The sequence below is a fragment of the Chryseobacterium sp. W4I1 genome (assembly GCF_030816115.1).
Taxonomy (GTDB): Bacteria; Bacteroidota; Bacteroidia; order Flavobacteriales; family Weeksellaceae; genus Chryseobacterium.
Map to the genome: position 1 here is coordinate 1,207,472 of NZ_JAUSXQ010000001.1, position 24,851 is coordinate 1,232,322.

Consider the following 24,851-nt stretch of genomic DNA (forward strand, 5'->3'; position numbering starts at 1 on the left):
ACTTTAAGCCTATGCTTTAAACTAGTTAATCTAAAAACCATCGCAACTAGCAGTGGTTTATATCTGGACAGAAAACCGCTATATTTACCAGTACCAAGACCACCTTGGAAATACAAAGGGTAAGTTTTGCTAAAAACAGCGTAGGCGTTCCGGAAGTTACCGATACCAACAATTTCTATCCTTTTGGATTAAACCATATTGGAGGAAATTTCAGCATGTTCAATTTTAGAAGTTACTACAGTTATAAATACAACGATAAAGAACTTCAGGAAACAGGCATGTATGATTTTGGAGCAAGGATGTATATGCCGGATTTGGGACGTTGGGGTGTTGTAGATGCTTTGGCAGAGCAAATGAGAAGATATTCTCCGTATAATTATGTCTTTAATAACCCCATCAGATTTATTGATCCTGATGGAAACAGCCCCCGAGATACTTATGGAGAACATTCTGCATTTAATGGAGACTTTGATCCAAATTCTTCTCTATCGGGATACAACGGAATGGGTGGCTTCTCATGGAATGTACTTTGCAAATAATGATGGTGGTGGTTTTGCTGCGGGAGATACTTATGGCGAAGGACCTGATAATAATCCTAAACCAGGTACATGGCAATCTGTTAAAAATTTCTTTAGAAGTATCTTTGGAGGCGGTAAAGAAGGTGCTGGTATTACAACCCTTGCTATTGGAGCACAGATTACTAGAGTTGTTCAGATTGGAGAAGCCATTCAGATAACTACAGAAGTATATTATAGTGGTGCTGGTATTTTAGCTACTCGTGGTCTTTTGGCATTACCATTAATATTGAATGGAGATAACTCTCATGCACGTGGTTATGATATACCACTTACAGGGACAACAGATATACCGACAGATGAACCGGAACAAAGAATAACATTATATAGAGGTGTTTGTGTAGGACACTATGACTATAAAAATGCTATTAAAGGTATGGCTGTACCATTAGGGGGACATAGCGACCCAGGGTTACATAATTGGGGAGATACAGAAAGTGTTTTTACATCTTGGACAACCAATATAAACGTTGCCCGTAGATTTGCAAATAAAAATGGATCAGGAGGTGTAATTTTATCAAAAGAATTTCCAATTCATCAAATTATACCAAGCCCTGATGAATCTAATGAACAAGAAATTTTAATACGTGGAATTGTTACAGGAGCATTTCCTTTCATGCAAAAAAGATAAAAAATGGAAACAACTAATATAGATCAAATATCAACTTTGTTCCAAAATAATAACAATAATGATATGTATTTAATCATTTATGAATATTTGAGTAATGTATCAACATTGAAATATATCTTAATTGATAAAAATAAAGCTATTTCAATCTACAGTTTGCGAAGTGAAATAAATATTATGAATGATTCTAAAATTCTAGGTTACGATGAATTATTAAAAAACCTTTCAGATTATAATGGTGAAAAAGTAATAATTAGCAATTTCCAGTATAAAAATAATAGAATCACTATTTTTATTAGTGATAAAATGGACAAAGTTCTGGGAATATTAAATCAAAAAACTAATTAACAACTCTGCTGGAGTGGAGTTGCTACCTTTTTTAGAACAAAGGCTCTTATACTCTTTAATTTGAGGAATGTTATATATGGAGAACATTCTGCATTTAATGGAGACTTTGATCCAAATTCTTCTCTATCGGGATATAATGGCATGGGTGGATCTCATGGAATGTACTTTGCAAATAATGATGGTGGAGGCTTTGCTACAGGAGATACTTATGGCGAAGGACCTGATAATAATCCTAAATCAGGTACATGGCAATCTGTTAAAAATTTCTTTAGAAGTATCTTTGGAGATGGTAAAAAAAGCTCGGGTAGTTTAGTAATTGGCGATGTTGAAAGCATTTCCGCAGTTGATTATGATACTGATACAGTTACATTATTTGACTTCGATGATAAGATTGGTTTACCTGCCAAGAAAACAATTTTAGGTAAAATATTGTCCATTATGAGCCCTCGTGAATGGGAAGACTCTCATGGACGATCTTATCAAGTAAATTCTGATGGTAGAATTACTAATATAGCTCCTTTAATGGGGGATGTTCCATTTGGATTAAGTAGTATAAAAGGAGGATATAATATGACTTCAACTGCTGTAAGATCTGCCTTGACTGATAGGATTGGAAAAAGAGGATTTTTAGAGGTTGGATATCAATTTCAAAAGCATTTTGGAAGGGGAGGAAATTGGGCAATTCCACAAGGTCTAAGACAAAATCCTGCGATGTTTAATCTGGCAGGCTATGATACATTTAAAGAAATTTGGAGATCTCCAGGTTCATTTCAAAGGATAGGAGGATTTATCGAAAAAAGGTTACCCGATGGAAGAGGTATACGATTACAAGAAAATTGGAAATTTAAAGGATTTTTAGATTAAAAAATAAATATGTTAATAGAAGTAATATTTAGAGGATTATTTTCTGCGTTGAATTTTAATTTCGTAGAAAAGATATTGTTAGACGCAAAAGAAGTACGTTTTAATGAACCTGAAATCAACTCGAAAAAAGATTTTGAAGAAATGATTAATATAATTAATTCAAATTCTTACTTTGACTTGGTTATTAATACGAACCTTTTAGATATAAAAGGAAAGTTTATTCCAAGGGTATTTATTAATTTAGGACGAAATAATGACGAAGTTGAACTTTTATTTTTCTTTGATTTAAGGGATTTGGGGGAAACTAACTTCAAAACGAGTATTAATTATCTAAAAGATTGGGTAGAAGGATTTCAAAAGGAATATAATTTTAACTATTTTATTTGTCAGCCTGATAATGCGGATCAATATGAATATTATTTTGATATTAATGGATACGGAAAATTATATAGTGATTATTAGCTAATTTGGTCATATTTCAGATGTGTTGGTAATAAAATATAGCGTTGATTTTCAACGCTATATTTTTAGAAAGTAAATAAAAATTAAAAATTGAGTTGATTTAGATAACCAGAGCAAAAGAAAGAGGCTATCTAAATATTGAAGGTCATATGAGGTGTTTCACGTGTTGGTACAAGGTCAATATATTTACCAATACAAAGATCATGTAGGAAATACAAGGGCGAGTTTTGGAGAAAACGATGAAGGGATTGTTCAGGCTTTTGATGTTAATAATTTTTATCCGTTTGGACTGAATCATATAGGTGGTACATCTTATTCTAATTTTGGGAACTACTATAGTTACAAGTACAATGGAAAAGAGCTTCAGAAAACCGGTTTCTATGATTACGGATGGAGGCAGTATATGCCGGATCTGGGAAGATGGAACGGGATAGACCAGTTGGCTGAAAATTACCTTTCTACCAGTACCTATGCTTATGTAGCCAACAACCCTGTTTCTTATGCTGATGTAGATGGTAGATGGTTTAATCAGGATGGTACTATTGATACTTCGGGTAGAACGCCATATTTTACAACAGGTAAACAATATCAGAATTCATTTTTAGGAATAAGCCCCGGAGATGGCGGCGGCGGAAGCTATACACCGTTTGGACAAACAGGAGCCTATGATGATCTAATGGCTGCTTTTAATGTTGGGGGAACAGGTGGGTTAGTCAACCAAAATGGCACTTTGAAATGGTGGACAGATTATGTAGATTCGGATTCAAATGTTACTGGAGTAGGAGAACTTAATATGCTGAAACTTTCTACTAGTTCAACAGAAATTTATTCTCCTTTAAGCCAAGGTAATACATTGCTTTCTTTTAATGGAGTATATATGTCTAGTTTGCCATATCGCAGATATATTGGCACTGCAAAACCAAGTTCACCATTTATCTATAGAGGAATAAGATATTATGGGAATGGACAAACATTTTTAAAAACCAATAGTTTAATAAAAACTCAAAATCTTATTAGATTAGGTAAAGGTGTTGGTATTGGAACTGTACTTCTAGGGGGTATACTTGATTGGGGGTATGGAGTCCCAGAATATAGAATAAACCCTACTTCACCTAATGCTGTATCCCCACAAAAAGCATCTCTAAATACAGGTGTAGGGCTATATGGTTTAACAGGAGTAGGAACTATACCATCATTGTTATACTTTGGTTTGGATAATTTTTATCCTGGAGGTTTTAATGGTTATGTTAATGATGTTGGATCAGCTCAAACCGAATTAGATAATGGATTTAATAATGCAGGCCCTTATAGAATTAACTTACTAGGAGCTCATGAACCTAAATAGAATTAAATGAAATTTTACTATTTTTTATATTACAGTTTTTATAAATTTTGGGATTATTTTTCTAGTCCCAAAATGTTATCAGATTTTAAGTCTGTTATTACGATCGGATTTATTAAAATATTAATTTTTTTGTCTTTTTTGTATTATACAGATACTGTTCTTTCCAAAATACAATTAATAATTATTGCACTTCTTTTTATAATCATTCCTAATATTTATTTATAATAATAAATGGAAAGAATATTTCAAAGAATTTGAACTTTATTCTGTGAAAAAGAAAAGAAAGTATTTTATGATAATTTTTTTCTGTGTTATTTTGGTTATTGTTAATTTCATAATATCATTGAATTACTTTTTATCCTTAGTGTAAGTTTTAAATAATGTAACTCAAGGTATTAAGTTCTTAAAGAAACATTATTATTCACTTTGCTTAAAGCATGAGGAATACAATATATTAACAGGAAATCCTGCTTACAATTATGGTTACAATGGAAAAGAACTGCAAAAGAAAGTGGCTACAGTGATTTTGGAGCCAGAATATACATGCCTGATTTAGGAAGATGGAGTTTATAGATCCATTAGCGGAGCAGCTGAGAAGGCATTCTCCGTATAATTATGCCTTTAATAACCCCATCAGATTTATTGATCCTGATGGAAACAGCCCCCGAGATACATACGGAGAACATTCTGCATTTAATGGAGACTTTGATCCAAATTCTTCTCTATCGGGATATAATGGCATGGGTGGATCTCATGGAATGTATTTTGCAAATAATGATGGTGGTGGTTTTGCGGCGGGAAATAATACTAAAACTTTTGGAGATACACAGGCGTATAGAGATTTAATGTCAGGACGCACGAACAGTATAGCAAGCAGTAATGGTTATTTAACATATTGGACTGGAACAATGAGCTCAAGTGGATCTTTAATAAATGGCGAGGCAAATGTAGAACTGGAGTTAGGAGTTGCTCATAGACAAATTATTGGAGATGGACCAGCATGGGACGTGTATAAAGATATGCTTGATTGGGGGGCATCTACAATGGGAGGTGGATTTAAATATCTTGCTGATCAACGTACCTCTTTTTACAACAGTGGAAATTGGGTAGATAATTTAGGAAATGTAAGAAGTACTGCTTAAGCGGGTAGAGCTTTAGACTCCCAAATAGGTTTGAGAAGTAGTTATTTAAGAACTACAGCAATGTATGGAAAATATGCCAATAGAGCAGGATATGTAGGATATGCGATTAGTGCTACACAAATCACTTATGGAGTTTATCAAGATGGTGGAAAATTCGGTGTTAGGGCTCAAGTAGCAACAGTAAATGTAGCCGGAGGGATGGCAGGAGCATGGATTAGAGCTGAAGCTGGATCTTGGATGGGCATGAAAGGTGGAGCAGCTATTGGTGTTTGGTTTGAAGGAGTCGGAGCAGTACCAGGCGCGGCAATTGGAGGATTAGTTGGTGGTATTATAGGAGGAATATTAGGAGGTGTGTATGGCGGAGATTATGCTGAAGACTGGGCTAGTGGTATATTAAATAAACCTGATCATATAAAACAATAAATTGATAGATATAATTAAATAAAAAATAGTAATATAAAATTATATTATTATGTTAGTTCTCTACTGTTATTATATAAAAAAACAGTGAGTAAAATTTTAGAAAACTTATGGAAAGAATTTGGAATTATGTGCATTATTTCATTTATCAATTTGAGATCAAAGCAACATATCTTTTTAGATATATTTTAAATTTTATTTTTAGTCCTATTACTAAAATTAAATTTCTTAAAAAAGGTTTAGAGAGAAGAGGTAGTTCGTTTAAACATATTGATGATGTCGCCTTAGATTTATCTAATAACCCATTATATGGTAAAAGTATAACATTTGCAGGTATTCATATGGGAGGTTTAATAATTCTTATAGAATATGGATTATTCAATATTTTTCAGGCAATATTAGGGAGGTCATTAATACAATTTGTTTGGGAACCAGGGAACTCATATAAATGGATATTTATAATAATTTTCTTAGCTATTCCTTGGATTGTCAATGAACAATTATTATTTAAAAATGATAAATATTTAAAATATTTTGACGAGTTTGATAAAGAACCTAAAGAAGTAAGACTTAAATGGGCTATGATTAGTTTTGGAATTATAATAGGGATTTTGGCCTTTTTTGTTTTAAGTTTTATTCTATTGTCAAGAATATATTAAATAAGGGCCAGCGATTAAATATTTTAAAGTGATCCTATTATTTCCATAATTAACTGCTATGAATATCGAATAAGTTAAAAACATTAAATTTAAACAGCAAGAGTAGGTTATTCCTGCTCTTGCTTATTTAGTCCAAAAACTCAAATGGCAGCGCAGAAGTTTTTGAATAAAATAACTATTATGCTTTTGGATTAAAACACGAAGGTTATAATGCCTTATCATGAAATCCAGCTTATCAATACCAGTATAATGGCAAAGAGCTGCAGAAAGAAACCGGATGGAGTGATTACGGAGCCAGAATGTATATGGCTGATATTGGCAGATGGGGTGTGATAGATCCATTGGCAGAACAGATAAGAAGATATTCTCCGTATAATTATGTCTTCAATAATCCGGTTAATTTTGTTGATCCTGATGGAAGAGCCCCGTATAATCCAAGAGATGTATACGGAGAGCATTCTGCTTTCAATGGAGATTTTGATCCTAATTCTTCGTTATCAGGCTACAACGAATGGGTGGATCTCATGGAATGTACTTTGCAAATAATGATGGTGGTGGTTTTGCTGCGGGAGATACTTATGGCGAAGGACCTGATAATAATCCTAAACCAGGTACATGGCAATCTATTAAAAATTTCTTTAGAGGTATTTTTGGAGGTGGTAAGAAAAGCTCGGGTCGTTTAATAGTTGGTTCAGCTGAAAGTATTCCTGCATATGATTATGATGCTGATGGAGTAAGATTATTTGGATTAATAACCGGAGCTAATTATAATCCAATGGAAGAATATAGAGCCAACCGTGACAATCCTTTTGAGAACGAAGGAGAATCTAGCTTAGATAGGTCTTTTAGATTGATGAATAGCTCTCATATAGAAATAATGCAGGATTTTGGTGGTGGTTATAATATGTTTGGGGGATATGGGAGAATTACAAAAGTAACAAATGCAATAGCCACGGTGGAAGAAACAAGTAATAGTATATCTAAAATACTTTCTTCAACCAGTGAATTTGACCCCCTTATTACATTGTATAGAGGTACAACAGGTTCTGAAAGCGGAAGCTCATTATTGTTTTTAGCGGATGATGCTAATGTTGCTTCAAGTTATATAAAAAATGGAGGACAGTTGATGAGATATGAAATTAGTCAATCAGGAATTTATCAATTAAGACATTCAGGGATGTTAAATGTAAAACAGGAATTCATAATGGATCTTCTGTAATTTCTATTGAATATGAATTTATTGGAAAAGATATTGTTAACGCAATAAATAAATTAGGGATACCACATAAATAAATATAAATAAATGGATAATAAAAAATTTTGTTGTGAAAATTTTAGATTTTACAATTCAGGTGAAAATACAATGGGGCCTAATTTTAGGATTGTTAAATATATTGGAAAATTTAGAGAAAATATGCTTTTGCTAAATCCTAATGCAAATGAGAAAGGATTTATTTCTACCTCTGGTTACAATAAAAGTATAAATGAAATCGAGGCTAAAATGTTTGTTATGAATTATTGTCCTTTTTGTGGACAAAAACTTAGTGATTTTTATAAATCAGATGATTATGTACAGGAAATTATAGGATAATGAACAATAAAATAGTGACTAAATACTCAAAAAGGAGTTAATCCAAAAGTTATTTCTAAGTATTTTGATTAAATGTCAAATGGAACATACAAATCAACTGGTGGAGCAGGATATATACATGAAGGAAAATATATTTTAACAGATGGAAATCACAGAATGAATGCAGCTATTAATATGGAATAGAAAGTGGCAATTTTAAATATATTGAGGGAATTATCAATAAAGAAAACTTTATAAGAAGAAATCCTTTAATAGATAATTATAAAGTTTATAAACTACCAGTAAAATAAAAATAATGTATAAAAAAATATTGATTTTTAATAAAAATATCGATTTAGAGATTGGAAGTGTATATGTAATGTTTAATAATTACTTATCACAAGATAACAAGTTAGATCCTTCAAAAAAAATCTTTTATATTAATTTGCCTTTTTATAATTCTATTAAAATCTCAGAATATATAGATGATAAGGATTTATCTATTGAGAACTACCAAAAATTAATTAAAAAATATAATTTAGAATTTATTAAACCTCAAGAAATTATTGATGTATTTAATCAGCTAGTTTATGCAATTATAAATGAGATTGAAAGTTATGATGTTTTTATAGTTGGGACAATGGGAGTAGCTTTTGAAAGTATAAAGTTAATTCTTAAAGAGCTAATAAATATTGCTGAAACATATAAAAAAATATTCATTTTTGTACAAAATGAATCGAAAAATATTGATATATTAGAAAAAGTCGATCTATTAAAATTAAATGATTTTGAAGCTTGGTATGTAAATAAATTAAGAGGCAATGATGATGATGCGTTTGTATTTAAGCAAAGATAAAATTCCGTGTTTGAGTATTACCTTATTTAGGGGAATAGTTTTATACTACTTATATTCTCTAATTTGAGAGGTTTATAAATAATTAGGGTATTGAAATCAGTACCCTAATTTTAATTTAAATAAGTTTTGCTAAACACGCGCAGAAGTTCTTGAAGAAAACAATTATTATGCATTCGTTTAAAGCATAGTGAAGGAATGGTCCCGACAGCCAATGCGGCTATAATACTAATATTCAAGAGATTCTTGTGGGTAGAATGAATATAAGAGAAATTAGAACATTTTATAGAGCAAATCCTGCAATGACTAAAATAAATCCATTTCAAGATGCACTTGATTATGTCGCAACTTTAATAAAATAAACTTATGATAGAATTAGATTTAAATTCAGCTATAAATATATTATCATTAGATGAGTATTCAAAGATGACAATTGAAGAACGTGAAAAAATGATCGATGAGGAAGACTTTAATAGAGAAGACTTATTTGAATACATAAAAGATAGATATATTGGAATAAAATTATCATATATAGAGGAAAAAGTCAAAAATTTGTATCAATTATCAATTAATGTTAATGGTAATCCAAAAGAATTATATATATGCTCTTGTTGTAATTACAAAACAATTCGTGAAAGAGGGAATTATGAAATTTGTAGAGTGTGCTTTTGGGAAGATGATGGAGGCAATGATGAGTCTAAGTATAGTCATGTAAATCATATGACATTAAAAGAGGCAAAAGATAATTTTAAAACAAAAGGAGCTATTTTAGAAAATTTTTTAAAATTCGTAGATACTGAAGGCGGATTGAAATATTATAAGAATGATACTTTAACAGAATTACGCTAAATGGTAATGTTCCAGATGTGTTGGTATTAATTTTCATTACTTCTCAGCCTTTCCAGCTAGTTTGATCCTCTCCTCAATAACCCTCCAGTCATAAAAATGAAATACCTTCCCATTGCTCATGGCTACAAATACCCCTTTTGGAAATAGAGATCCTAAATTCACATTCGTTACCTCGGAACCATCACTTTCACTGGTGGAAACCGGAATTTCTGCAATTCTTCCCTTGGCTGGATTTTCTCTGAGATATACATTAAAAGTGTCTTTCTGCTGATTAGAGACCAGAATATATCCCGCTTCAGCTGAAGTAGGGTAGATCGAAATACCCTCCACATCAGACTTAAAATCACCTTTTCCAAAAACAAGAAGTTCCTCATTTCCCTTAGTTGGATCAGCGTAATATTGATGTACCCCAAACTGTTCGTCAGAATAGTAAATATAACCCATTGCATCATCCACGGCAATACTTTCGATCTCCTTCAGACCGCTGTATTTTCCAAATTTGCGTATCACTTCACCCGTTATTTTTCCGTCTTTTTCAGTAAGTTTATACTGCCAGAGATAACCGTCTGCCGGGCCCGATTTTCTTCCCACAACAGCATAGATTTCTCCTGTAGCAGGATTTTTATACATTGAAATTCCCATCGGACTTCGTTCCGTTTCACCGTCAAATACGCTAAATCCACCGACTTCCTTTAAATCGGGAAGATTGTAAAGCTTTACCATATTGGTTTCCCTTTCCGTTACGGCGGCAATATCCGTTTTCTTTCCGTTCAGCATAAAACCATATTCAAGGTCTACATTGTTCGGACGCTTTAATCCCGGTGCTTTACTGATGATCTTTCCGTTCAGGTCGAAAGCATAAAGACCGCCGTCTGTATCCTTATCCGTCCCGATAATGATACTTTTTGAAGCGTTTTCAGGATTGATCCAGATCGCGGGATCATCCGTGTCATGCATTACTGTTTCGGTAATTACCGAAGGCTTTATTTTTTGTCCCAAATGTTGCTGTCCCGTACAATTGATTACCAATGGAAAAATTGCCAGACCTATAATAAATGATATCTTTTTCATATGTTTAAAAATCAAATTTCAATCCCATCGTGTATCTTGGACGGTAATATTCCACCTGTGCCGTTCTGCTCTGGATTCCCTGATAGTATCGTAACGGCTGATTAGTTAAATTATTGGCTTCGGCAAAAACTCTCAGCTGGCTTGTAATTTTGTAAGATGCATTGGCATCAAGAAACACCTGCTTGTCATAATAGCGGTCTTCAAATGATTTTCCGCCCAACTCATCAATATAATGAGAAGCATAATTCATAGAAACTCTTGCCGAAAAACGTTTGTTCTCCCATGAAAGAGATCCGTTGAACATATGTGGAGCAGCTCCGGGAAGTCCTACATCCGTTCTTTCCAGACCATCCTCATTCGTGATCCCTTTTGCTTTTGATTTCGTGTACGTATAATTCACATAGACACCAAGGCCCTTCCAGAAAGCCCCTGGAATAAAGTCAAGCTGACGTTGCAATGCTATCTCGAAACCGTAAATATCTACATTGTCACCATTACGCTGTTGTGTAAATCTCCAGTTATTTTCTCCTGCAGGAATAGGGTTGGACTGTCCTGCAAAATCATTTCCAAAATCCCCTGATGTATAATTTCTTCTCGAATAGGTATAAATAAAATCCTTCAGATTCTTATAAAAAACACCCCCTGAAAGAATTCCTACAGATTTAAAGTATTTTTCTGCCATAAAGTCGAAATTATAGGCGTAAGTAGCCTTCAGATCAGGATTTCCGGCTGCTATGGTTTCATCTGCCGAAATCACATTCAGGTAAGGCACCAGCGAATAATAATTCGGACGGGCTAAAGCTGTTGTAATAGCAGCCCGAAGTACAAGATCCTGAACAGGAACATATTTGAAAGAAAGATTGGGAAGCACATTCGTATATGTATTGGTACGGTTGATCTTCCCTTCAAGATCTTCCTCATTCAGCACGTAATTTCCTGTATAATCAATCTTTGTGGTTTCAATACGTGCTCCAACGATCATAGAGAGCTTATCGTTGAAATCCTGATCCCATCTGATATATCCTGCATAGATGTTTTCTTTAGCCGTATAATTACTTGAAAGAAATTCTTCCGGTTTGGATTCTCCTTTAAATAAATTGGCATTAAACAAATCCAAGCTACCCAGATAAGAAGGATCCACAAAAGTTCCCGGGACATAATTTCCCGGCTGAAAATTCTGACCGTCAAAATGAAGCGTAGGCACAGACAACAGACTTCCCATATCATTCAGGGGCTCAAAAGCATAATAATCATTGTTCCGCTCCTTTTCTTTCAGGCGTAAACGGAGACCTGCCCGAAGTCTTCCTTTCTGGTCATTGATCACAGAAAACGGAAACCGTACATTAACCTTCGCCCCATATTCCTTCTCTTGCGTAAAACTGTTGGAGTCTGAAAGATCGCTCAATTTATAAACGCCTAAATTATCCGCAGAAAGGGGAGTAACCATTGGTCTTTCCGGATCACTAAGATCTGAAGAGAAAGTCATCTTTCCATTTTCAAACTCTATATACCGCTCATGAGGTTTCTTTTCGCTGGCCGTTGCATAATTCATAGACCAGTCCAGATCGATCTTTGAACCCAGAAGATGTTCACCTCTCAAAGCATAATTTTGAACCTTCTGTCTTTCAAGACGGGTATTATCATTATTAAAGTCGCCACTTTTATTCTGTCTTGTGATACTTCCTTTCCATCCTGTGATCTCTGTTTCGTCATCATTATAAACTGGTTTTATTTTATATCCCAATGCAAACCTGTTTTCCTTATCCGTTCTGAAATTGTACATCGCTGAAGCATAGATTTTATTCTTGGAATTGAATTCATAATCCATATTCAGGTCAAAACTGTGCCTGATGCGGTGTTCATTATAATAACGGACGCCCATTTTACTGATATACACCGTCTGTGCCGGATCATTCGCCTGGCTCCAGGTCGGTTCAATATTATCAGAACCAAAATTATTATTGTTATAAGAGAAACTGAAAACAGCGCCTAATTTCTTGTTCAGGAAACGGTTTCCATAAACGAATCCTGCCGTATAATTTCCTTTTTCGCGAATCGAATTATATCCGCCTGCCAATGTAGCTGAAATCCTCTGGCCGTTTGGAGAAGCTCTTGTAATAAGATTCACCGAACCTCCGATGGCATCAGCATCCATATCCGGAGTAAGGGTTTTATTCACTTCAATGGTAGAAATCATATCAGAGGGAATAAGATCCATCTGTACATTACGGTTATCCCCTTCAGCAGAAGGAATCCTGTCACCATTCAATGTCACTGAGTTCAGATTTGGAGCAAGGCCTCTGATGATCAGGTTTCTTGCTTCACCCTGATCATTTTGTATGGTGATCCCGGGAACACGCTTTAGTGCATCACCGATATTGGCATCAGGAAAACGTCCCATCTGGTCAGATGAGATTACGTTTGTGATATTGGCATTGTTTTTCTGCTTGTTTAGTGCTCTGGCCTGATTTTTCAGCGTTGCTCCGCTTACCACCACTTCTGCAATTTCCGTTTCCTTTTTTGTGAAAATGATATTCTGTCTTGTATTCCTTTCAGCTTCTACAGTCACATTATATTCACTGGTACCATAGCCCAGATAATCCACTTTCATGGTATAATTTCCCGGTGGGACATTCAGGAACACAAAATTACCGTGATCATCGGAGGTTGTATAAATGTTTCCCGGTATCAGAGAGATTTTTGCACCCGGCAAAGATAATTTGGAATTGTCATTGATGTTTCCTGAAACAGTACCGGTCTGTGCATAGAAAAAGATGGATGCACAAAACAAAATGGAGGTAAAAATTTTCTTCATTTTAATTCTGTATATTAATTTTGTACAAAATTAAACGTCTGTTTGGCGAATTGCCTGAATTGAAGATTATGATTGTTTTAAGGATTTGTGAACAGTTTGAATTAATAAAGATATGAACGAAGCATTTTCAAAAGAATTAATTGAACTGGCACAAAAAGATTTGTCAGTAAGAGAAAAACTGGCTTCTGAGGGAAAACTTTCCGGAGGTTATCATCCTGAAATGGAACTTGTGCATAGGGATAATGCGCAAAGGCTCCGGCAGATCATTAAAGAAATTGGTTTTCCAACTATTTCAAAAGTAGGAGTGGAAGGAAGTGATGCGGCATGGCTGATTATTCAGCACTCTATTAGTGAGCCTGAATTCATGAAAGAATGTTTAAGAATGATGATGGAAAATAGAAGTAATGTAAGTCCTGCAAATATGGCGTACCTGCATGACCGGATTGAGGTTTTCCAGAGCAGGCCCCAACGATATGGTACACAGCTGACAGCAGAGGGAATACAATATCCGGTAGAAGATAAAAGTAAACTTAATGAAATGCGATTGGAAATGAATTTGCCTGCTTTTTCTCACGAAGAGATCAATAGGATTCCCAATGTGGAAAGTATTTTGGAAATAGACGAAAAAGATACAGATTATACTGTCTGGAGAAAGAATGTAGGGTGGATAGTCTAGATCTTAATGGTTGGGATACTGGATTTATGCTGTATATTGGTTAAGAAAGGGAGTAATAAAGGTTAAACTGGCTTCTATAAACGAGTTACTGGCATTCTAACAGAACAACTCAATATTTTTTCACAAAGACTAAAAAAATATTTTGTCAGTTATAAAAAACATTATATATTTGCACCACTGAAAACAACGGTATATCCGTAATTCAGGAGAGATGGCAGAGTGGTCGATTGCGATAGTCTTGAAAACTATTGACTGTAACAGGTCCGGGGGTTCGAATCCCTCTCTCTCCGCTGGTAGAGATACTAAAATAAGCTAAAACGCTGTAAACATCAATGTTTATAGCGTTTTTTGTTTTGCGCTAGAATCAAAAAAAATCAAAATAGGTCACGATTTATATGACCTATTCCGTGACCCATCTTGAAAATTTGAAAATGGGTCACGAAAAATTCAGGAAAACCTGACTAATAGGCAGTCTAACGATTGTACATCTTGCAGAAAGTGGTAACAAAAAGTAAATTATTAACAATTAAAGTTACCACACTATGAACAAAACATTCAACCTGTTATTCTTTATAAAAAAGAATAAAATCAGAACAAACGGAACTGCTCCCATCTACTTAAGAATCACGATAGATGGCAAGGCAGCGGACATTGCCGCTAAAAGATACATCGACCCACAGAAATGGGATGTTAAAGCCCATAAAGCAGTTGGAAACTCTCAGGAGGCGAAAACACTTAATGTCTATCTTAAAACTTTGGAACAGCAAGTTTACGATTCACACTACGTAATGTTAAAAGAGGATAACAATGTAACGGCAGTTGGTTTAAAATCTAAACTGCTTGGAACTGATATTGAGCAAAGAATGCTAATTCCTATCTTTCAAGAGCATAATGATAAGGTGGAAGCCCTGGTAGGTCAGGATTTTGCCCCCGGAACATTGGAGCGTTATAAAACATCGTTAAAACATACGCAGGAATTCATTAACTGGAAGTATAAAACTTCTGATATCGATATCAAGGCAATTGATCATGCTTTCATAATGGATTACGATTTTTGGCTTCGAAGTGTACGGAAATGCGGAAACAATACCGCGGTGAAATACATTAAGAATTTTAAAAAAATCATCAGACTTTGTATGGCATATGGCTGGCTCAATAAAGACCCCTTTCTTGGTTATAAAGCAAAGCTCAAAGCTGTAGAACGTCCGTTTCTATCCAAAGAAGAAATCCAGACGATGTATGAAAAGGAATTTGTTTCCGATAGATTGACACAAGTAAGGGATGTTTTTCTTTTCTGCTGTTATACGGGTTTAGCTTATGTTGATGTGAAGAAATTGACAAAGTCTCACATTAATATTGGGATTGATGGCGAACAATGGATATTCACCCACCGTCAAAAGACCGACACCTCAACCAGAGTTCCGCTATTACCTGTGGCTAAAGAGCTTGTTTTAAGATATGAGAATCATCCGCAGTGTGTAAACTCAAATGTTCTGTTTCCTGTTGTAAGTAATCAGATTATGAATTCTTATCTTAAAGAAATTGCTAGCGTATGTGGAATCAATAAGGAATTGACATTCCATATCGCAAGACATACATTTGCTACAACAGTTACATTGTCCAATGGTATTCCGATTGAAAGTGTAAGTAAAATGCTGGGTCATACAAATATCAAAACTACGCAGCACTATGCGAAAATTCTAGATAAGAAAGTGAGTGATGATATGTTAGCTTTAAGAAAGAGACTAAAGGATCAAAAGTCTAATAGAATTTAAGTACAAATTAATGATCTTAAATTTAATCCGCCTCGGAACCTCGACGAGCGTATCTTCAAATACTTTTAGTATGTGCTCGGTCGAGCTACTTTTCAGGTTAATCATATGGCTAAAACATCCGAAGGCTCCAATCTTCGGGTGTTTTTATTATAAAATAACAAAGAGCAATTATGAACCGCCAATATTTCTATTCACAACTGCACCTTTTACTTTAAAAGCATTATTGTACATCGCATATAAAAACAAGTAAAAGAAAAAAAATAGTACGATAACAGCGGCTTTCTAAATGGTGTTGATTTTGAAAGAATAGTTTACTTTAGTAAAATAATATTTGAACAGATTACACAGGAACACAGGGATTATGGATATAGTAAAACAGATTAACCAACACACGAATCGGTTAATTGATGGACTGCTCAGTTCGTCTGTCGAGCAAAGGAAAAGCCTAACAATCGCCATTTTAGGATTTTACTTCCAATTGGGAAACTTTGAGAATATTGTTTACCAATACATTCAGATGAGAATAAAGAAAAAACAATTAATCACTGATATCAAAAACGGAAATGTCAAAAATTACCAGGAAGCAATTGAAAAGAGCAATGCTCTTGTAGATATTTATGCTGATAATTATGAAGAGCCAGAACCAATTGCACTATTTATTTTGGATGCATTTGCTGGTGCGACTTCTGATATGAAGTTCTCCACAAATCTCGTTAACTTATTTGTTGGAATAATTGACACATTAGATTATTACGAAAATTTTTCGGATCGGCCTACGTACTGGAATAATTTATTGGAAGAGGAACTTGAATTTCAAAATGAGATTTTAAGGCAGCTGACAAGAGGTTCATCCTTCACAATCCTGATCTATCAAAATAGATATGCCGGGGTTACTTTCGAACAGCTCTAAAATCTTAATCAGGTTATAGTTTTTGCATTATGAAGTTTTCGCGTCAGCGGTTCGATCTATCCTGAAAAGTTAATTTTTACAGGAACTTATTTTCAAGCCAGTAGAACGAACAGTTTTGCTGAATGTATATTCTTGAATAAGAAAAAGTAGGGGGAAATAAAAAAAGGTCGGCAAAAACAAAAGCGTTGTGCTGACCATGACATTAATTACAGGATTATCTTCACAACAATTTCTAGAAGACCTTGATAGAATTTTAAGTATTGGAGTTCATATTTAGTCTTACGTTGTTAAAACTCCAATCAACTCTGGATTATACGTTTGACTTTTATAATATTTTTACTGCGATAATTATGTCAGGTCAAATTTAAAGTATTGACCAGATTTGATTAATAACTATATTTTTAATAAGTTGAGCCTTTTTAATTGACATTGATATATCGTTTTTATTAATCAAATTTTAACAAATTGTGTTGGGATAATGAGACTGGTTGCATAAATAAACAACTCAGAATATTCTTCTAACAAATTGCGGCAAAAACTTTTTATTATACCTTCGTAGAAGCTCTAAAAATCAGTATTATTGTAAGGAATAATATTTAGCATAACATATGGGGCATTGGGAGATCTTTTTGTTTTTTTTAATCATCGCTTTCATTTATTCTTTAGTTGGATTTGGTGGTGGGTCCAGCTACCTTGCGGTTCTGGCAATGTATAGTCTTCCTTATCAGGAAATACGTTTAACGGCACTTATCTGTAATGTTATTGTGGTAATAGGTGGAGTTTACATTTATAACAAAAATAATCAGATCGATTGGAAAAAAATACTACCTCTTACACTGATAAGTGTTCCCATGGCATATCTAGGTGCTATTTTAAAAATAAGCAAAGAAACTTTTTTTCTGATTTTGGGAATTACTTTAATAATTGCAGCATTGTTGCTGTGGTTAAAAACAGAAACAAAAAATGCAGAAAATATTTCAGCAAATGCAGAAGCCTCCCCGTTCAAAAACGGATTTTTAGGAGGAGGAATCGGTTTTTTATCGGGATTGGTAGGCATTGGCGGCGGAATTTTTCTTTCCCCTTTACTAAATCTAATGAAATGGGATACTCCCCGAAAAATTGCGGCAACATCAAGTGTTTTTATATTGGTAAACTCAATATCAGGGATTTTCGGGCAGGTATCAAAACCATCTGTGGATATGAATTATTTGAGAATTTTAATCTTGTGTCTTGCTGTATTTATTGGCGGACAAATAGGTTCAAGAATGTCTCTGAATTGGAATCCTCTAATCATCAAAAGAGTGACTGCCGTACTGGTTTTGGTAGCCGGGATAAATGTTGTAATAAAATATTGGTAATCAGCTAAAATTAAAAATGATACTTAAAATATTAGCATTTGGAATAACGAAAGAGATTTTCGGAACTTCAGAAAAACAAATAGAAATAAACGAAGGTGCAAATATTATAGCACTCAAAGAGCTTCTGGAAGAAAATTTCCCGGAGCTGAAAAAATTAAAATCGTATTTTATTGCCATTGACGATGAATATGCGGAAGACAATCAGATACTAACAGTCTCTAACGAAATAGCAATAATCCCTCCGGTAAGTGGCGGATAATAAATATGGTTGATATAAAAATAACAGAAAATGTACTGGATCTCACAGATTGTTTTACCCTTGCTTCCGATGCTGCATGTGGAGGGATGGCATCATTCGTAGGAACAGTACGAAATCAGACCGAAGGTAAATCTGTCATTCGTCTGGAATATGATTGCTACGAATCTATGGCAGTTAAGGAAATACATAAAATAACAAATAAAGCCATTTCTTTATTTTCGGTAAAAAATATCGTTGTTCATCACCGTACCGGAATTTTGTTTCCCGGAGATGCAGCCATTATAATAGTAGTGAGCGATGGTCACAGGAATTCTGTTTTTGATGCATGCAGCTATATGATCGAAAATATTAAAAAAACCGTTCCCATCTGGAAAAAAGAAATTTTTGAGAATGGAGAAGAATGGGTTTCCGCACACCCTTAATTTAAGGAACAAAATTTTGTATCTTTACTATACCAGTTATTAAATTATGAAAACTCATCTGCTATTAAATAAGTCGGTAAAACAGATAGAAATTGTCAAAGTTAAGGACAACAGCAGTTTTCCTTATACGGATGATGTTTCTGTCGAAGAACCTTTGGAAATCAGGGTTTCTTATTACGCAGGAGATAAAAAAGAGTCTAAAAATATATCTGTAACGATGCGGACTCCAGGAAATGATGCAGAACTGGCAATCGGTTTTTTATTTACGGAAGGAATTATTTCCAGCCATCAACAGGTCAAAAGCACATATTTTCCGGAAGCAGAATGTTCCAGAAACAGTGAAAATATTGTCATTGTTGAGCTTGCAGAAGGTTGTGTTCCCAAGCTTATGAAAGCCGACCGCAACTTTTATACAACTTCGAGTTGCGGTGTATGTGGAAAAGGTTCCATAGAATCCATACGGACAGTAAGCTCATTTCATAACCTGAAAAAAGGAAATACAGCACTCTCTCTCGAAACTATGTATCAATTATCTGAAAAATTACAGTCTTTTCAGAATAATTTCAGCGCTACGGGTGGTATACATGCTTCCGGTATGTTTGATTTGGAAGGCAATCTTCTTGCTTTACGTGAGGATGTAGGAAGGCATAACGCACTGGATAAACTTATAGGATATGCATTATCTGCAGATTTGCTTCCTCTTGACGATAAAATTTTGGTTTTAAGCGGAAGAGCCAGTTTCGAGCTCATTCAGAAAGCAGCAATGGCAGGAATTCCGATTGTTGCAGCAATAGGAGCACCATCCAGCCTTGCAGTAGACTTGGCAAAAGAATTTGATATCACTTTATTAGGCTTTCTCCGGGATAACAGGTTTAATATCTACCATTTCGGCAGCCATTTTACAATTGAAAATTTGTTATGAAAATAAGAATTAAAGACAACTCAATAAGATTCCGTCTAACCCAATCCGAAGTTGCAGAATTAGGACAAAACGGAAACATCTCAAGCTTTACAGAATTTGTAGACCGTCCGTTTATTTATTCTATCGAAAGAACGGAGGGCGAAGAGCTTTCAGCGGTTTTCATCGAAAATAGAATTGTACTGAAAATGCCTAAAGCTATGATAAATGAGTGGATTTCCACAGACAGAGTTGGCTTTGACGGACAAGCCGGATTGGTGAAAATTTTAATAGAAAAGGATTTTGTATGCATTGATAATACACTGGAAGATCAAAGTGACAATTATCCCAACCCTAATTTAAAATGCTAATTTTTCGTTTTTAAAATTTAGAAATCATGGAAAACAAAGATTCATTCGATAAAATAAAAGAGGGCAGCAGATTACCTTCTGCAGAACCTCCATATAAATTGCTGGATTTGAAAGTGAAACCGCCAAAAGCCTGGGCAGCCGGCGTTCCTGCCGTTATCCATTCATTGGACCAGTTGGTTCTCAATGCCTCTGTTCTTCGTGGAGGAAGAGCTCTTTTCAGCATGAATCAGTTTGATGGTTTCGATTGCCCAAGCTGTGCATGGCCGGATCCAGGATGATGAACGTTCCAAATTGGGTGAATACTGTGAAAACGGAGCAAAGGCCTTAGCAGAAGAAGCTACCTCGAAAAAAATAGATGCAACGTTTTTCAGAGAAAATTCAGTGTATGATTTAGCAAAACTAACAGATTTTGAAATCAGCCAGTTGGGAAGAATTACGGAACCAATGTATTTACCGAAAGGAGGAACGCATTATCAGCCGATAAGCTGGGATAATGCCTTTACAAAAATTTCCGAAAAATTAAACGCTTTGAATTCGCCTAACGAAGCTATATTTTATACTTCAGGAAGAACCAGCAACGAAGCAACCTGGGTGTATCAGTTGTTCGCCCGTGAATTCGGAACCAATAATTTTCCGGATTGTTCCAATATGTGTCACGAAACTTCCGGTTATGCGCTTTCAAGAAGCATAGGTATCGGAAAAGGAACCGTAAAGCTAGAAGATTTTTACGATACGGATCTCATCATTATCATCGGTCAGAATCCGGGCACCAATTCACCAAGGATGCTTTCTGCTTTGACCAAAGGAAAGAAAAACGGAGCAAAGATCATGGCAATCAATCCGCTTCCTGAAGCAGGATTAAAAGGTTTCAGAAACCCTCAGGAAGTCCGTGCTCTGCTTAATAAGCCTTATGAATTGTCAGATTTGTACCTTCCTGTAAGGATTAATGGAGATATGGCACTTTTAAAGGCACTTCAGATCCTGGTATTGGAAGAAGAAGCCAAAAATCCGGGGAAAGTTCTTGACCATGATTTTATCGTTAATAAAACTGCAGGCTTCAATGAATTAGTTGAAGAATTAAAATTGTACGACCTCAATTTTTTATCGGAGGAATGTGGTATTCCGGTTGAAAATTTAAGACAAGCTGCACAAATGATTGCTGCAAAAAAACGGATTATCATTTGTTGGGGAATGGGAATCACGCAGCAGCACAACGGTGTGGAAATGATTTACAATATCGTGAACCTCCTGCTGATGAAAGGAAGTATAGGAATTCGGGGTGGAGGAGTTTGCCCCGTTCGAGGTCACAGTAATGTGCAGGGTAACAGAACATTACTTATCAACCACCATCCTACGACTGAACAACTGGACAGACTGGAGGAATATTATGGTTTTAAAGTTCCGAGAGAGGGCGGTTATGATGTTGTGAATGCACTGAAAGCGATGCACGAAGAAAAGGTGAAATTTATGTTCTGTATGGGAGGTAATTTCCTTTCTGCAGCACCGGATACAACCTTTACGGCAGAAGCAATGCGAAAATTAGAAATGTCCGTAATTGTTTCTATAAAATTAAATAGAAATCATCTTATTCATGGGAAAGAAGCCCTTATTTTACCGGTAATTTCCAGAAGTGAAAAAGATATGATAAACGGCGAGCTTCAGCATGTGAGTACGGAAAATTCAATGGGGGTTGTGGAATGGTCAAGAGGTGTTCTGGAGCCAATTTCTAAAAATCTGATCAATGAAACATACGTTGCATGCAGAATGGCAAAAGCTGTTTTGGGTGAACGCTCCGCAGTGGATTGGGATAAATTTATCAAAAGTTATGATGCAGTTCGTAATGATATCGAGCAATGTATTCCCGGATTTGAAAATTATAACGAAAGAGTAGTGCAGAAAGGAGGTTTTTATCTTCCGAACGGACCGAGGGATGGTATTTTCAACAGTGAATCCTATCCGGGAAAAGCAGCCTTTAATATAACAGCAGTACCGGATAATTCGCTTGCAGATGACGAATACCTGATGGGAACGACCAGAACACATGACCAGTTCAATACGGTTGTGTATGGTCTGAATGACCGTTACCGTGGGATTTTCAATGAAAGAAGGGTTGTCATGATGAATGAAAAAGATATTGAGAAAGCCGGTCTAAAAGAAGGCGATCATGTAGACCTTTTCAATTATGATGATGGAATCGAAAGGATTGCTCCTCTTTTTATTATTGTAAAATATCCAATTCCTCAGAAAAGCACAATGACCTATTTCCCGGAAACGAATGTATTGGTATCCATCAATAATGTGGTTAATGGCGCCAATATGCCGGCTTCCAAATATGTCCGTATAAAGATCCGAAAACACAATCCTGATATCTTTAAAAAAATTGATGATCATGTAATTGCTGCAGCCGGAACAAGCCTCGAACAATCATAAAATATATATTACTTAAGTAAATTATCATCTAGTAATGATCATAAGAAAAAAGGAACACTGGTTCAGAATGCTTTTTGTGTGGCACGGTTCTGTTTTGCCGGCATTGCTTCCCCGCTTGGGATTGCTTTTAATTCTTTCTTTATTGGTGACTTATTTTCATGGAATAATTTTTTCGTTTAAGATTCCTTTAAATCCTGCTCCGCTTACCCTATTCGGTTTTGTATTGGCATTATTCCTGGGATTCAGGAACAATGTCAGCTATGATCGGTTCTGGGAAGGACGAAAACTTTGGGGAGCTTTATTAAATACAACACGCTCATTAACGCGTCAGGCAATGACTCTGAAAAATATAATGAATGGTGGTAATGTTTCAGTTCACGATTTTGTTCAGCTGCTTAGTGCTTTTGTGTTTGCATTGAAGCATCAATTGAGAGGGACAGATGCCTATGAAGATTTAAAGTCCAGGCTTAATGAAGACCAGCTGAAAATAATAGAAGCATCAAAATATAAACCCGCGGTTATTATGCGGCTGCTTGGAGAATGGATTCAGAAAGCAAAAGATGAAAATTGTTTAGATTCTATCCAACAGGCACGCTTTGATGAGAATTTTGATAAACTCTCTGATATTTTGGGAGGATGTGAAAGAATAGTTTCTACCCCGATTCCTTACAGTTATCGTGTTCTGCTGCACCGGACGGTGTATATTTATTGTTTCCTGTTGCCTTTTGGGCTTGTAGATTCGCTGGGATGGTTTACGCCAATTATTGTTGTATTTGTTGCTTATACATTTGTTGCATTTGAAGCAATAGCTGATGAAATTGAAGAACCGTTTGGAACAGATGCAAACGATTTGGCTCTCAACAGCATGTGTATTATGATTGATGAAACCATTCATGAAATGGTTGGAGAACTGATTGCTGCTTCTCAAAAAATAACTCAGAATATTATTGATTGATTACTCAAAAGATAAGTGTATAGTGGTTTCAGAGAAACAGGTAATAATCAGGTTTGAGATTCTATCTATTCATTTGGAATACTTCATTTAAATACTGAGATTCAATACATAGACTATACTTACAAAGGTTAGTTTGTAATCTTATAGCGGTATTTTATGAATGCCGTCTTTTAAAGAAAATATTTCCTTTTCAGGAAAAGCCTTTTTTATTTTTCTTACAGTTTCTGCACTGCGTTTACCAGATTGGCAATAGACTAAAACAGGTCTGGAACAACCGGAAATATAATCTAAATGATCCTGTAATTCTTCTACGGGAATATTGATTCCACCAATATTGAAATGCAGATGTTCTTCCGGTGTGCGTACATCTATGATTTCAAAATTGCCCTTCTCCTGCATTAGTTTTTCAAACGTAATCACCTGAACCGTTTGAGCTAAACCAGTAATTTGTACAGAAGTTTTTCTTAATTTAATAATCTGTGTTCTGCCGTTCAGAACATTCATCATCCAGAGTTTTCCAGCCAATGAATCTTCGGGATTTGTAAAATATTTGATAGCTTCATTAGCCTGCATGCATCCAACAATTCCTGCCAAAGTTGGAATAACACCACCTTCTGCACAATTTGGAACCTGCACATTTTCCGCATCGGGAAAAACGTCGCGGTAATTGGGAGAAAAACTGCCATCTTTTTGCTTTACATTCCAAATACTGACTTGCCCTTCATATTGATAAATTGCTCCGTAAACCAAGGGTTTTCCAGATAAAACACAAGCATCATTCAGCAAACATTTTGTTTCAAAATTATCTGTTCCCTCAATGATTAAATCAAAGTCTGAAATCAAATCCATTACATTGTCGGAAGTTACCCGAAAATTGAACGGAATGATTTTTACCGATGGATTTTGTTGCTTTAATTTTTTAGTGGCAATATCAACTTTTGATTTTCCAATATCTTCTGGAGCATATAAAATCTGGCGGTGCAAATTGCTTTCGGAGACGGTATCATCATCCGCAAGACCAATCGTCCCTATACCAGAAGAAACAAGATATTGTGCCGAGGGACAGCCCAATCCGCCCATACCTACAATCAGAATTTTAGCATCATTAAGTAACTCCTGGGAAGAAATACCAAATCCGGGTAAAGCCATCTGGCAATGATAGCGTTCAAGCGGGTCATTCATATGCTTTTATCTTC

The 24,851-nt window shown here is 35.1% G+C and carries 27 protein-coding genes, 1 tRNA gene and 1 pseudogene; 26 read left to right on the forward strand and 3 right to left on the reverse strand.

Features of this window, described 5'->3' with window-relative positions; genetic code table 11:
• Positions 1 to 104 precede the first annotated feature (104 nt).
• From QF044_RS05520 to QF044_RS05585, 14 genes and pseudogenes are all read left to right on the forward strand, one after another.
• The gene (locus QF044_RS05520) at positions 105 to 539 is read left to right on the forward strand and encodes an RHS repeat domain-containing protein (RefSeq protein WP_307264662.1); all 435 of its coding nucleotides are present in this window, start codon (positions 105 to 107) and stop codon (positions 537 to 539) included.
• Complete coding sequence (locus tag QF044_RS05525; RefSeq protein ID WP_307264664.1) at positions 460 to 1,206, forward strand: hypothetical protein; 747 nt, start codon at positions 460 to 462, stop codon at positions 1,204 to 1,206. Before QF044_RS05520 ends, QF044_RS05525 begins: the two co-directional genes overlap by 80 nt.
• A 3-nt stretch (positions 1,207 to 1,209) precedes the next feature.
• Entirely contained in the window at positions 1,210 to 1,551 is a 342-nt protein-coding gene (locus tag QF044_RS05530; protein ID WP_307264666.1) for a hypothetical protein, read from the forward strand.
• 60 nt (positions 1,552 to 1,611) lie between these two features.
• Complete coding sequence (locus QF044_RS05535; RefSeq protein ID WP_307264669.1) at positions 1,612 to 2,415, forward strand: hypothetical protein; 804 nt, start codon at positions 1,612 to 1,614, stop codon at positions 2,413 to 2,415.
• A 9-nt stretch (positions 2,416 to 2,424) separates the two neighbouring features.
• Positions 2,425 to 2,877 (forward strand): hypothetical protein, encoded by a 453-nt coding sequence (locus tag QF044_RS05540; RefSeq protein WP_307264672.1) that lies wholly within the window; start codon positions 2,425 to 2,427, stop codon positions 2,875 to 2,877.
• 163 nt (positions 2,878 to 3,040) lie between these two features.
• Positions 3,041 to 4,222, forward strand: a complete 1,182-nt coding sequence (locus tag QF044_RS05545) for an RHS repeat-associated core domain-containing protein (RefSeq protein ID WP_307264674.1) — start codon at positions 3,041 to 3,043, stop codon at positions 4,220 to 4,222.
• Between the two features lie 560 nt (positions 4,223 to 4,782).
• Positions 4,783 to 5,364, forward strand: a complete 582-nt coding sequence (locus tag QF044_RS05550) for a hypothetical protein (RefSeq protein WP_307264676.1) — start codon at positions 4,783 to 4,785, stop codon at positions 5,362 to 5,364.
• 30 nt (positions 5,365 to 5,394) lie between these two features.
• Positions 5,395 to 5,787 carry a hypothetical protein gene (locus tag QF044_RS05555; protein ID WP_307264679.1) on the forward strand — a complete coding sequence of 131 codons (393 nt, stop codon included), beginning with the start codon at positions 5,395 to 5,397 and terminating at the stop codon, positions 5,785 to 5,787.
• 107 nt (positions 5,788 to 5,894) lie between these two features.
• Positions 5,895 to 6,443, forward strand: a complete 549-nt coding sequence (locus QF044_RS05560) for a hypothetical protein (RefSeq protein WP_307264681.1) — start codon at positions 5,895 to 5,897, stop codon at positions 6,441 to 6,443.
• 143 nt (positions 6,444 to 6,586) lie between these two features.
• Positions 6,587 to 6,865, forward strand: a pseudogene (locus QF044_RS21570) (RHS repeat-associated core domain-containing protein); the annotation flags it as partial.
• Between the two features lie 89 nt (positions 6,866 to 6,954).
• Complete coding sequence (locus QF044_RS05570) at positions 6,955 to 7,662, forward strand: hypothetical protein (RefSeq protein ID WP_307264683.1); 708 nt, start codon at positions 6,955 to 6,957, stop codon at positions 7,660 to 7,662.
• An 84-nt stretch (positions 7,663 to 7,746) separates the two neighbouring features.
• A complete protein-coding gene (locus tag QF044_RS05575; RefSeq protein WP_307264685.1) occupies positions 7,747 to 8,034 on the forward strand; it encodes a hypothetical protein in 288 nt (95 codons plus the stop codon).
• Positions 8,035 to 8,329: 295 nt separating this feature from the next.
• Complete coding sequence (locus tag QF044_RS05580) at positions 8,330 to 8,869, forward strand: hypothetical protein (protein WP_307264688.1); 540 nt, start codon at positions 8,330 to 8,332, stop codon at positions 8,867 to 8,869.
• Between the two features lie 363 nt (positions 8,870 to 9,232).
• A complete protein-coding gene (locus QF044_RS05585) occupies positions 9,233 to 9,715 on the forward strand; it encodes a CPCC family cysteine-rich protein (RefSeq protein WP_307264691.1) in 483 nt (160 codons plus the stop codon).
• Between the two features lie 36 nt (positions 9,716 to 9,751).
• Here QF044_RS05585 and QF044_RS05590 read toward each other — a convergent pair whose 3' ends face one another.
• Entirely contained in the window at positions 9,752 to 10,786 is a 1,035-nt protein-coding gene (locus QF044_RS05590; RefSeq protein ID WP_307264694.1) for a phytase, read from the reverse strand.
• 4 nt (positions 10,787 to 10,790) lie between these two features.
• Positions 10,791 to 13,601, reverse strand: a complete 2,811-nt coding sequence (locus QF044_RS05595; RefSeq protein ID WP_307264697.1) for a TonB-dependent receptor — start codon at positions 13,599 to 13,601, stop codon at positions 10,791 to 10,793.
• Positions 13,602 to 13,713: 112 nt separating this feature from the next.
• Between QF044_RS05595 and QF044_RS05600 the strand changes: the two genes are divergently transcribed.
• From QF044_RS05600 to QF044_RS05655, 12 genes are all read left to right on the forward strand, one after another.
• Complete coding sequence (locus QF044_RS05600) at positions 13,714 to 14,277, forward strand: DUF6624 domain-containing protein (RefSeq protein WP_307264699.1); 564 nt, start codon at positions 13,714 to 13,716, stop codon at positions 14,275 to 14,277.
• Positions 14,278 to 14,482: 205 nt separating this feature from the next.
• Positions 14,483 to 14,567: transfer RNA gene (locus QF044_RS05605), tRNA-Ser, on the forward strand.
• Between the two features lie 252 nt (positions 14,568 to 14,819).
• Positions 14,820 to 16,052 (forward strand): site-specific integrase, encoded by a 1,233-nt coding sequence (locus tag QF044_RS05610; protein WP_307264701.1) that lies wholly within the window; start codon positions 14,820 to 14,822, stop codon positions 16,050 to 16,052.
• 361 nt (positions 16,053 to 16,413) lie between these two features.
• Positions 16,414 to 16,962 (forward strand): hypothetical protein, encoded by a 549-nt coding sequence (locus tag QF044_RS05615; RefSeq protein ID WP_307264704.1) that lies wholly within the window; start codon positions 16,414 to 16,416, stop codon positions 16,960 to 16,962.
• A gap of 629 nt (positions 16,963 to 17,591) precedes the next feature.
• Positions 17,592 to 18,320: a sulfite exporter TauE/SafE family protein gene (locus QF044_RS05620; RefSeq protein WP_307264706.1), complete on the forward strand. Its 729-nt coding sequence runs from the start codon at positions 17,592 to 17,594 to the stop codon at positions 18,318 to 18,320.
• 16 nt (positions 18,321 to 18,336) lie between these two features.
• A complete protein-coding gene (locus QF044_RS05625; RefSeq protein WP_307264708.1) occupies positions 18,337 to 18,579 on the forward strand; it encodes a MoaD/ThiS family protein in 243 nt (80 codons plus the stop codon).
• 5 nt (positions 18,580 to 18,584) lie between these two features.
• Positions 18,585 to 19,001, forward strand: a complete 417-nt coding sequence (locus QF044_RS05630; RefSeq protein ID WP_307264711.1) for a molybdenum cofactor biosynthesis protein MoaE — start codon at positions 18,585 to 18,587, stop codon at positions 18,999 to 19,001.
• A 46-nt stretch (positions 19,002 to 19,047) separates the two neighbouring features.
• On the forward strand, positions 19,048 to 19,923 hold the full coding sequence (gene fdhD, locus QF044_RS05635; RefSeq protein WP_307264714.1) for a formate dehydrogenase accessory sulfurtransferase FdhD: 876 nt from the start codon (positions 19,048 to 19,050) through the stop codon (positions 19,921 to 19,923).
• A complete protein-coding gene (locus QF044_RS05640) occupies positions 19,920 to 20,270 on the forward strand; it encodes a hypothetical protein (protein ID WP_307264716.1) in 351 nt (116 codons plus the stop codon). Before fdhD ends, QF044_RS05640 begins: the two co-directional genes overlap by 4 nt.
• 26 nt (positions 20,271 to 20,296) lie before the next feature.
• Positions 20,297 to 20,548: a hypothetical protein gene (locus QF044_RS05645; RefSeq protein WP_307264719.1), complete on the forward strand. Its 252-nt coding sequence runs from the start codon at positions 20,297 to 20,299 to the stop codon at positions 20,546 to 20,548.
• Positions 20,505 to 22,700 carry an FdhF/YdeP family oxidoreductase gene (locus QF044_RS05650; RefSeq protein WP_307264721.1) on the forward strand — a complete coding sequence of 732 codons (2,196 nt, stop codon included), beginning with the start codon at positions 20,505 to 20,507 and terminating at the stop codon, positions 22,698 to 22,700. The genes QF044_RS05645 and QF044_RS05650 overlap by 44 nt, the downstream gene beginning before the upstream one ends.
• A 34-nt stretch (positions 22,701 to 22,734) precedes the next feature.
• Positions 22,735 to 23,655: a bestrophin family protein gene (locus QF044_RS05655; protein ID WP_307264722.1), complete on the forward strand. Its 921-nt coding sequence runs from the start codon at positions 22,735 to 22,737 to the stop codon at positions 23,653 to 23,655.
• Between the two features lie 141 nt (positions 23,656 to 23,796).
• Here the strand turns inward: QF044_RS05655 and QF044_RS05660 are convergent, their stop codons facing one another.
• Positions 23,797 to 24,837 carry a HesA/MoeB/ThiF family protein gene (locus QF044_RS05660; protein WP_307264723.1) on the reverse strand — a complete coding sequence of 347 codons (1,041 nt, stop codon included), beginning with the start codon at positions 24,835 to 24,837 and terminating at the stop codon, positions 23,797 to 23,799.
• Positions 24,838 to 24,851: the final 14 nt, after the last annotated feature.

What these genes read in the sequence shown, in the direction of transcription:
- QF044_RS05550 (WP_307264676.1), top strand. Translation starts at nt 4,783, where the DNA reads ATGGAGTTTATAGATCCATTAGCGGAGCAGCTGAGAAGGCATTCTCCG.
- QF044_RS05525 (WP_307264664.1), top strand. Translation starts at nt 460, where the DNA reads ATGGAGACTTTGATCCAAATTCTTCTCTATCGGGATACAACGGAATGG.
- QF044_RS05575 (WP_307264685.1), top strand. Translation starts at nt 7,747, where the DNA reads ATGGATAATAAAAAATTTTGTTGTGAAAATTTTAGATTTTACAATTCA.
- QF044_RS05650 (WP_307264721.1), top strand. Translation starts at nt 20,505, where the DNA reads ATGGTTTCGATTGCCCAAGCTGTGCATGGCCGGATCCAGGATGATGAA.
- QF044_RS05540 (WP_307264672.1), top strand. Translation starts at nt 2,425, where the DNA reads ATGTTAATAGAAGTAATATTTAGAGGATTATTTTCTGCGTTGAATTTT.
- QF044_RS05625 (WP_307264708.1), top strand. Translation starts at nt 18,337, where the DNA reads ATGATACTTAAAATATTAGCATTTGGAATAACGAAAGAGATTTTCGGA.
- QF044_RS05655 (WP_307264722.1), top strand. Translation starts at nt 22,735, where the DNA reads ATGATCATAAGAAAAAAGGAACACTGGTTCAGAATGCTTTTTGTGTGG.
- QF044_RS05645 (WP_307264719.1), top strand. Translation starts at nt 20,297, where the DNA reads ATGGAAAACAAAGATTCATTCGATAAAATAAAAGAGGGCAGCAGATTA.
- QF044_RS05530 (WP_307264666.1), top strand. Translation starts at nt 1,210, where the DNA reads ATGGAAACAACTAATATAGATCAAATATCAACTTTGTTCCAAAATAAT.
- QF044_RS05615 (WP_307264704.1), top strand. Translation starts at nt 16,414, where the DNA reads ATGGATATAGTAAAACAGATTAACCAACACACGAATCGGTTAATTGAT.
- QF044_RS05560 (WP_307264681.1), top strand. Translation starts at nt 5,895, where the DNA reads ATGGAAAGAATTTGGAATTATGTGCATTATTTCATTTATCAATTTGAG.
- QF044_RS05610 (WP_307264701.1), top strand. Translation starts at nt 14,820, where the DNA reads ATGAACAAAACATTCAACCTGTTATTCTTTATAAAAAAGAATAAAATC.
- QF044_RS05640 (WP_307264716.1), top strand. Translation starts at nt 19,920, where the DNA reads ATGAAAATAAGAATTAAAGACAACTCAATAAGATTCCGTCTAACCCAA.
- QF044_RS05660 (WP_307264723.1), bottom strand. Translation starts at nt 24,837, where the DNA reads ATGAATGACCCGCTTGAACGCTATCATTGCCAGATGGCTTTACCCGGA.
- QF044_RS05580 (WP_307264688.1), top strand. Translation starts at nt 8,330, where the DNA reads ATGTATAAAAAAATATTGATTTTTAATAAAAATATCGATTTAGAGATT.
- QF044_RS05585 (WP_307264691.1), top strand. Translation starts at nt 9,233, where the DNA reads ATGATAGAATTAGATTTAAATTCAGCTATAAATATATTATCATTAGAT.
- QF044_RS05595 (WP_307264697.1), bottom strand. Translation starts at nt 13,601, where the DNA reads ATGAAGAAAATTTTTACCTCCATTTTGTTTTGTGCATCCATCTTTTTC.
- QF044_RS05590 (WP_307264694.1), bottom strand. Translation starts at nt 10,786, where the DNA reads ATGAAAAAGATATCATTTATTATAGGTCTGGCAATTTTTCCATTGGTA.
- QF044_RS05570 (WP_307264683.1), top strand. Translation starts at nt 6,955, where the DNA reads ATGGGTGGATCTCATGGAATGTACTTTGCAAATAATGATGGTGGTGGT.
- QF044_RS05630 (WP_307264711.1), top strand. Translation starts at nt 18,585, where the DNA reads ATGGTTGATATAAAAATAACAGAAAATGTACTGGATCTCACAGATTGT.
- fdhD (WP_307264714.1), top strand. Translation starts at nt 19,048, where the DNA reads ATGAAAACTCATCTGCTATTAAATAAGTCGGTAAAACAGATAGAAATT.
- QF044_RS05600 (WP_307264699.1), top strand. Translation starts at nt 13,714, where the DNA reads ATGAACGAAGCATTTTCAAAAGAATTAATTGAACTGGCACAAAAAGAT.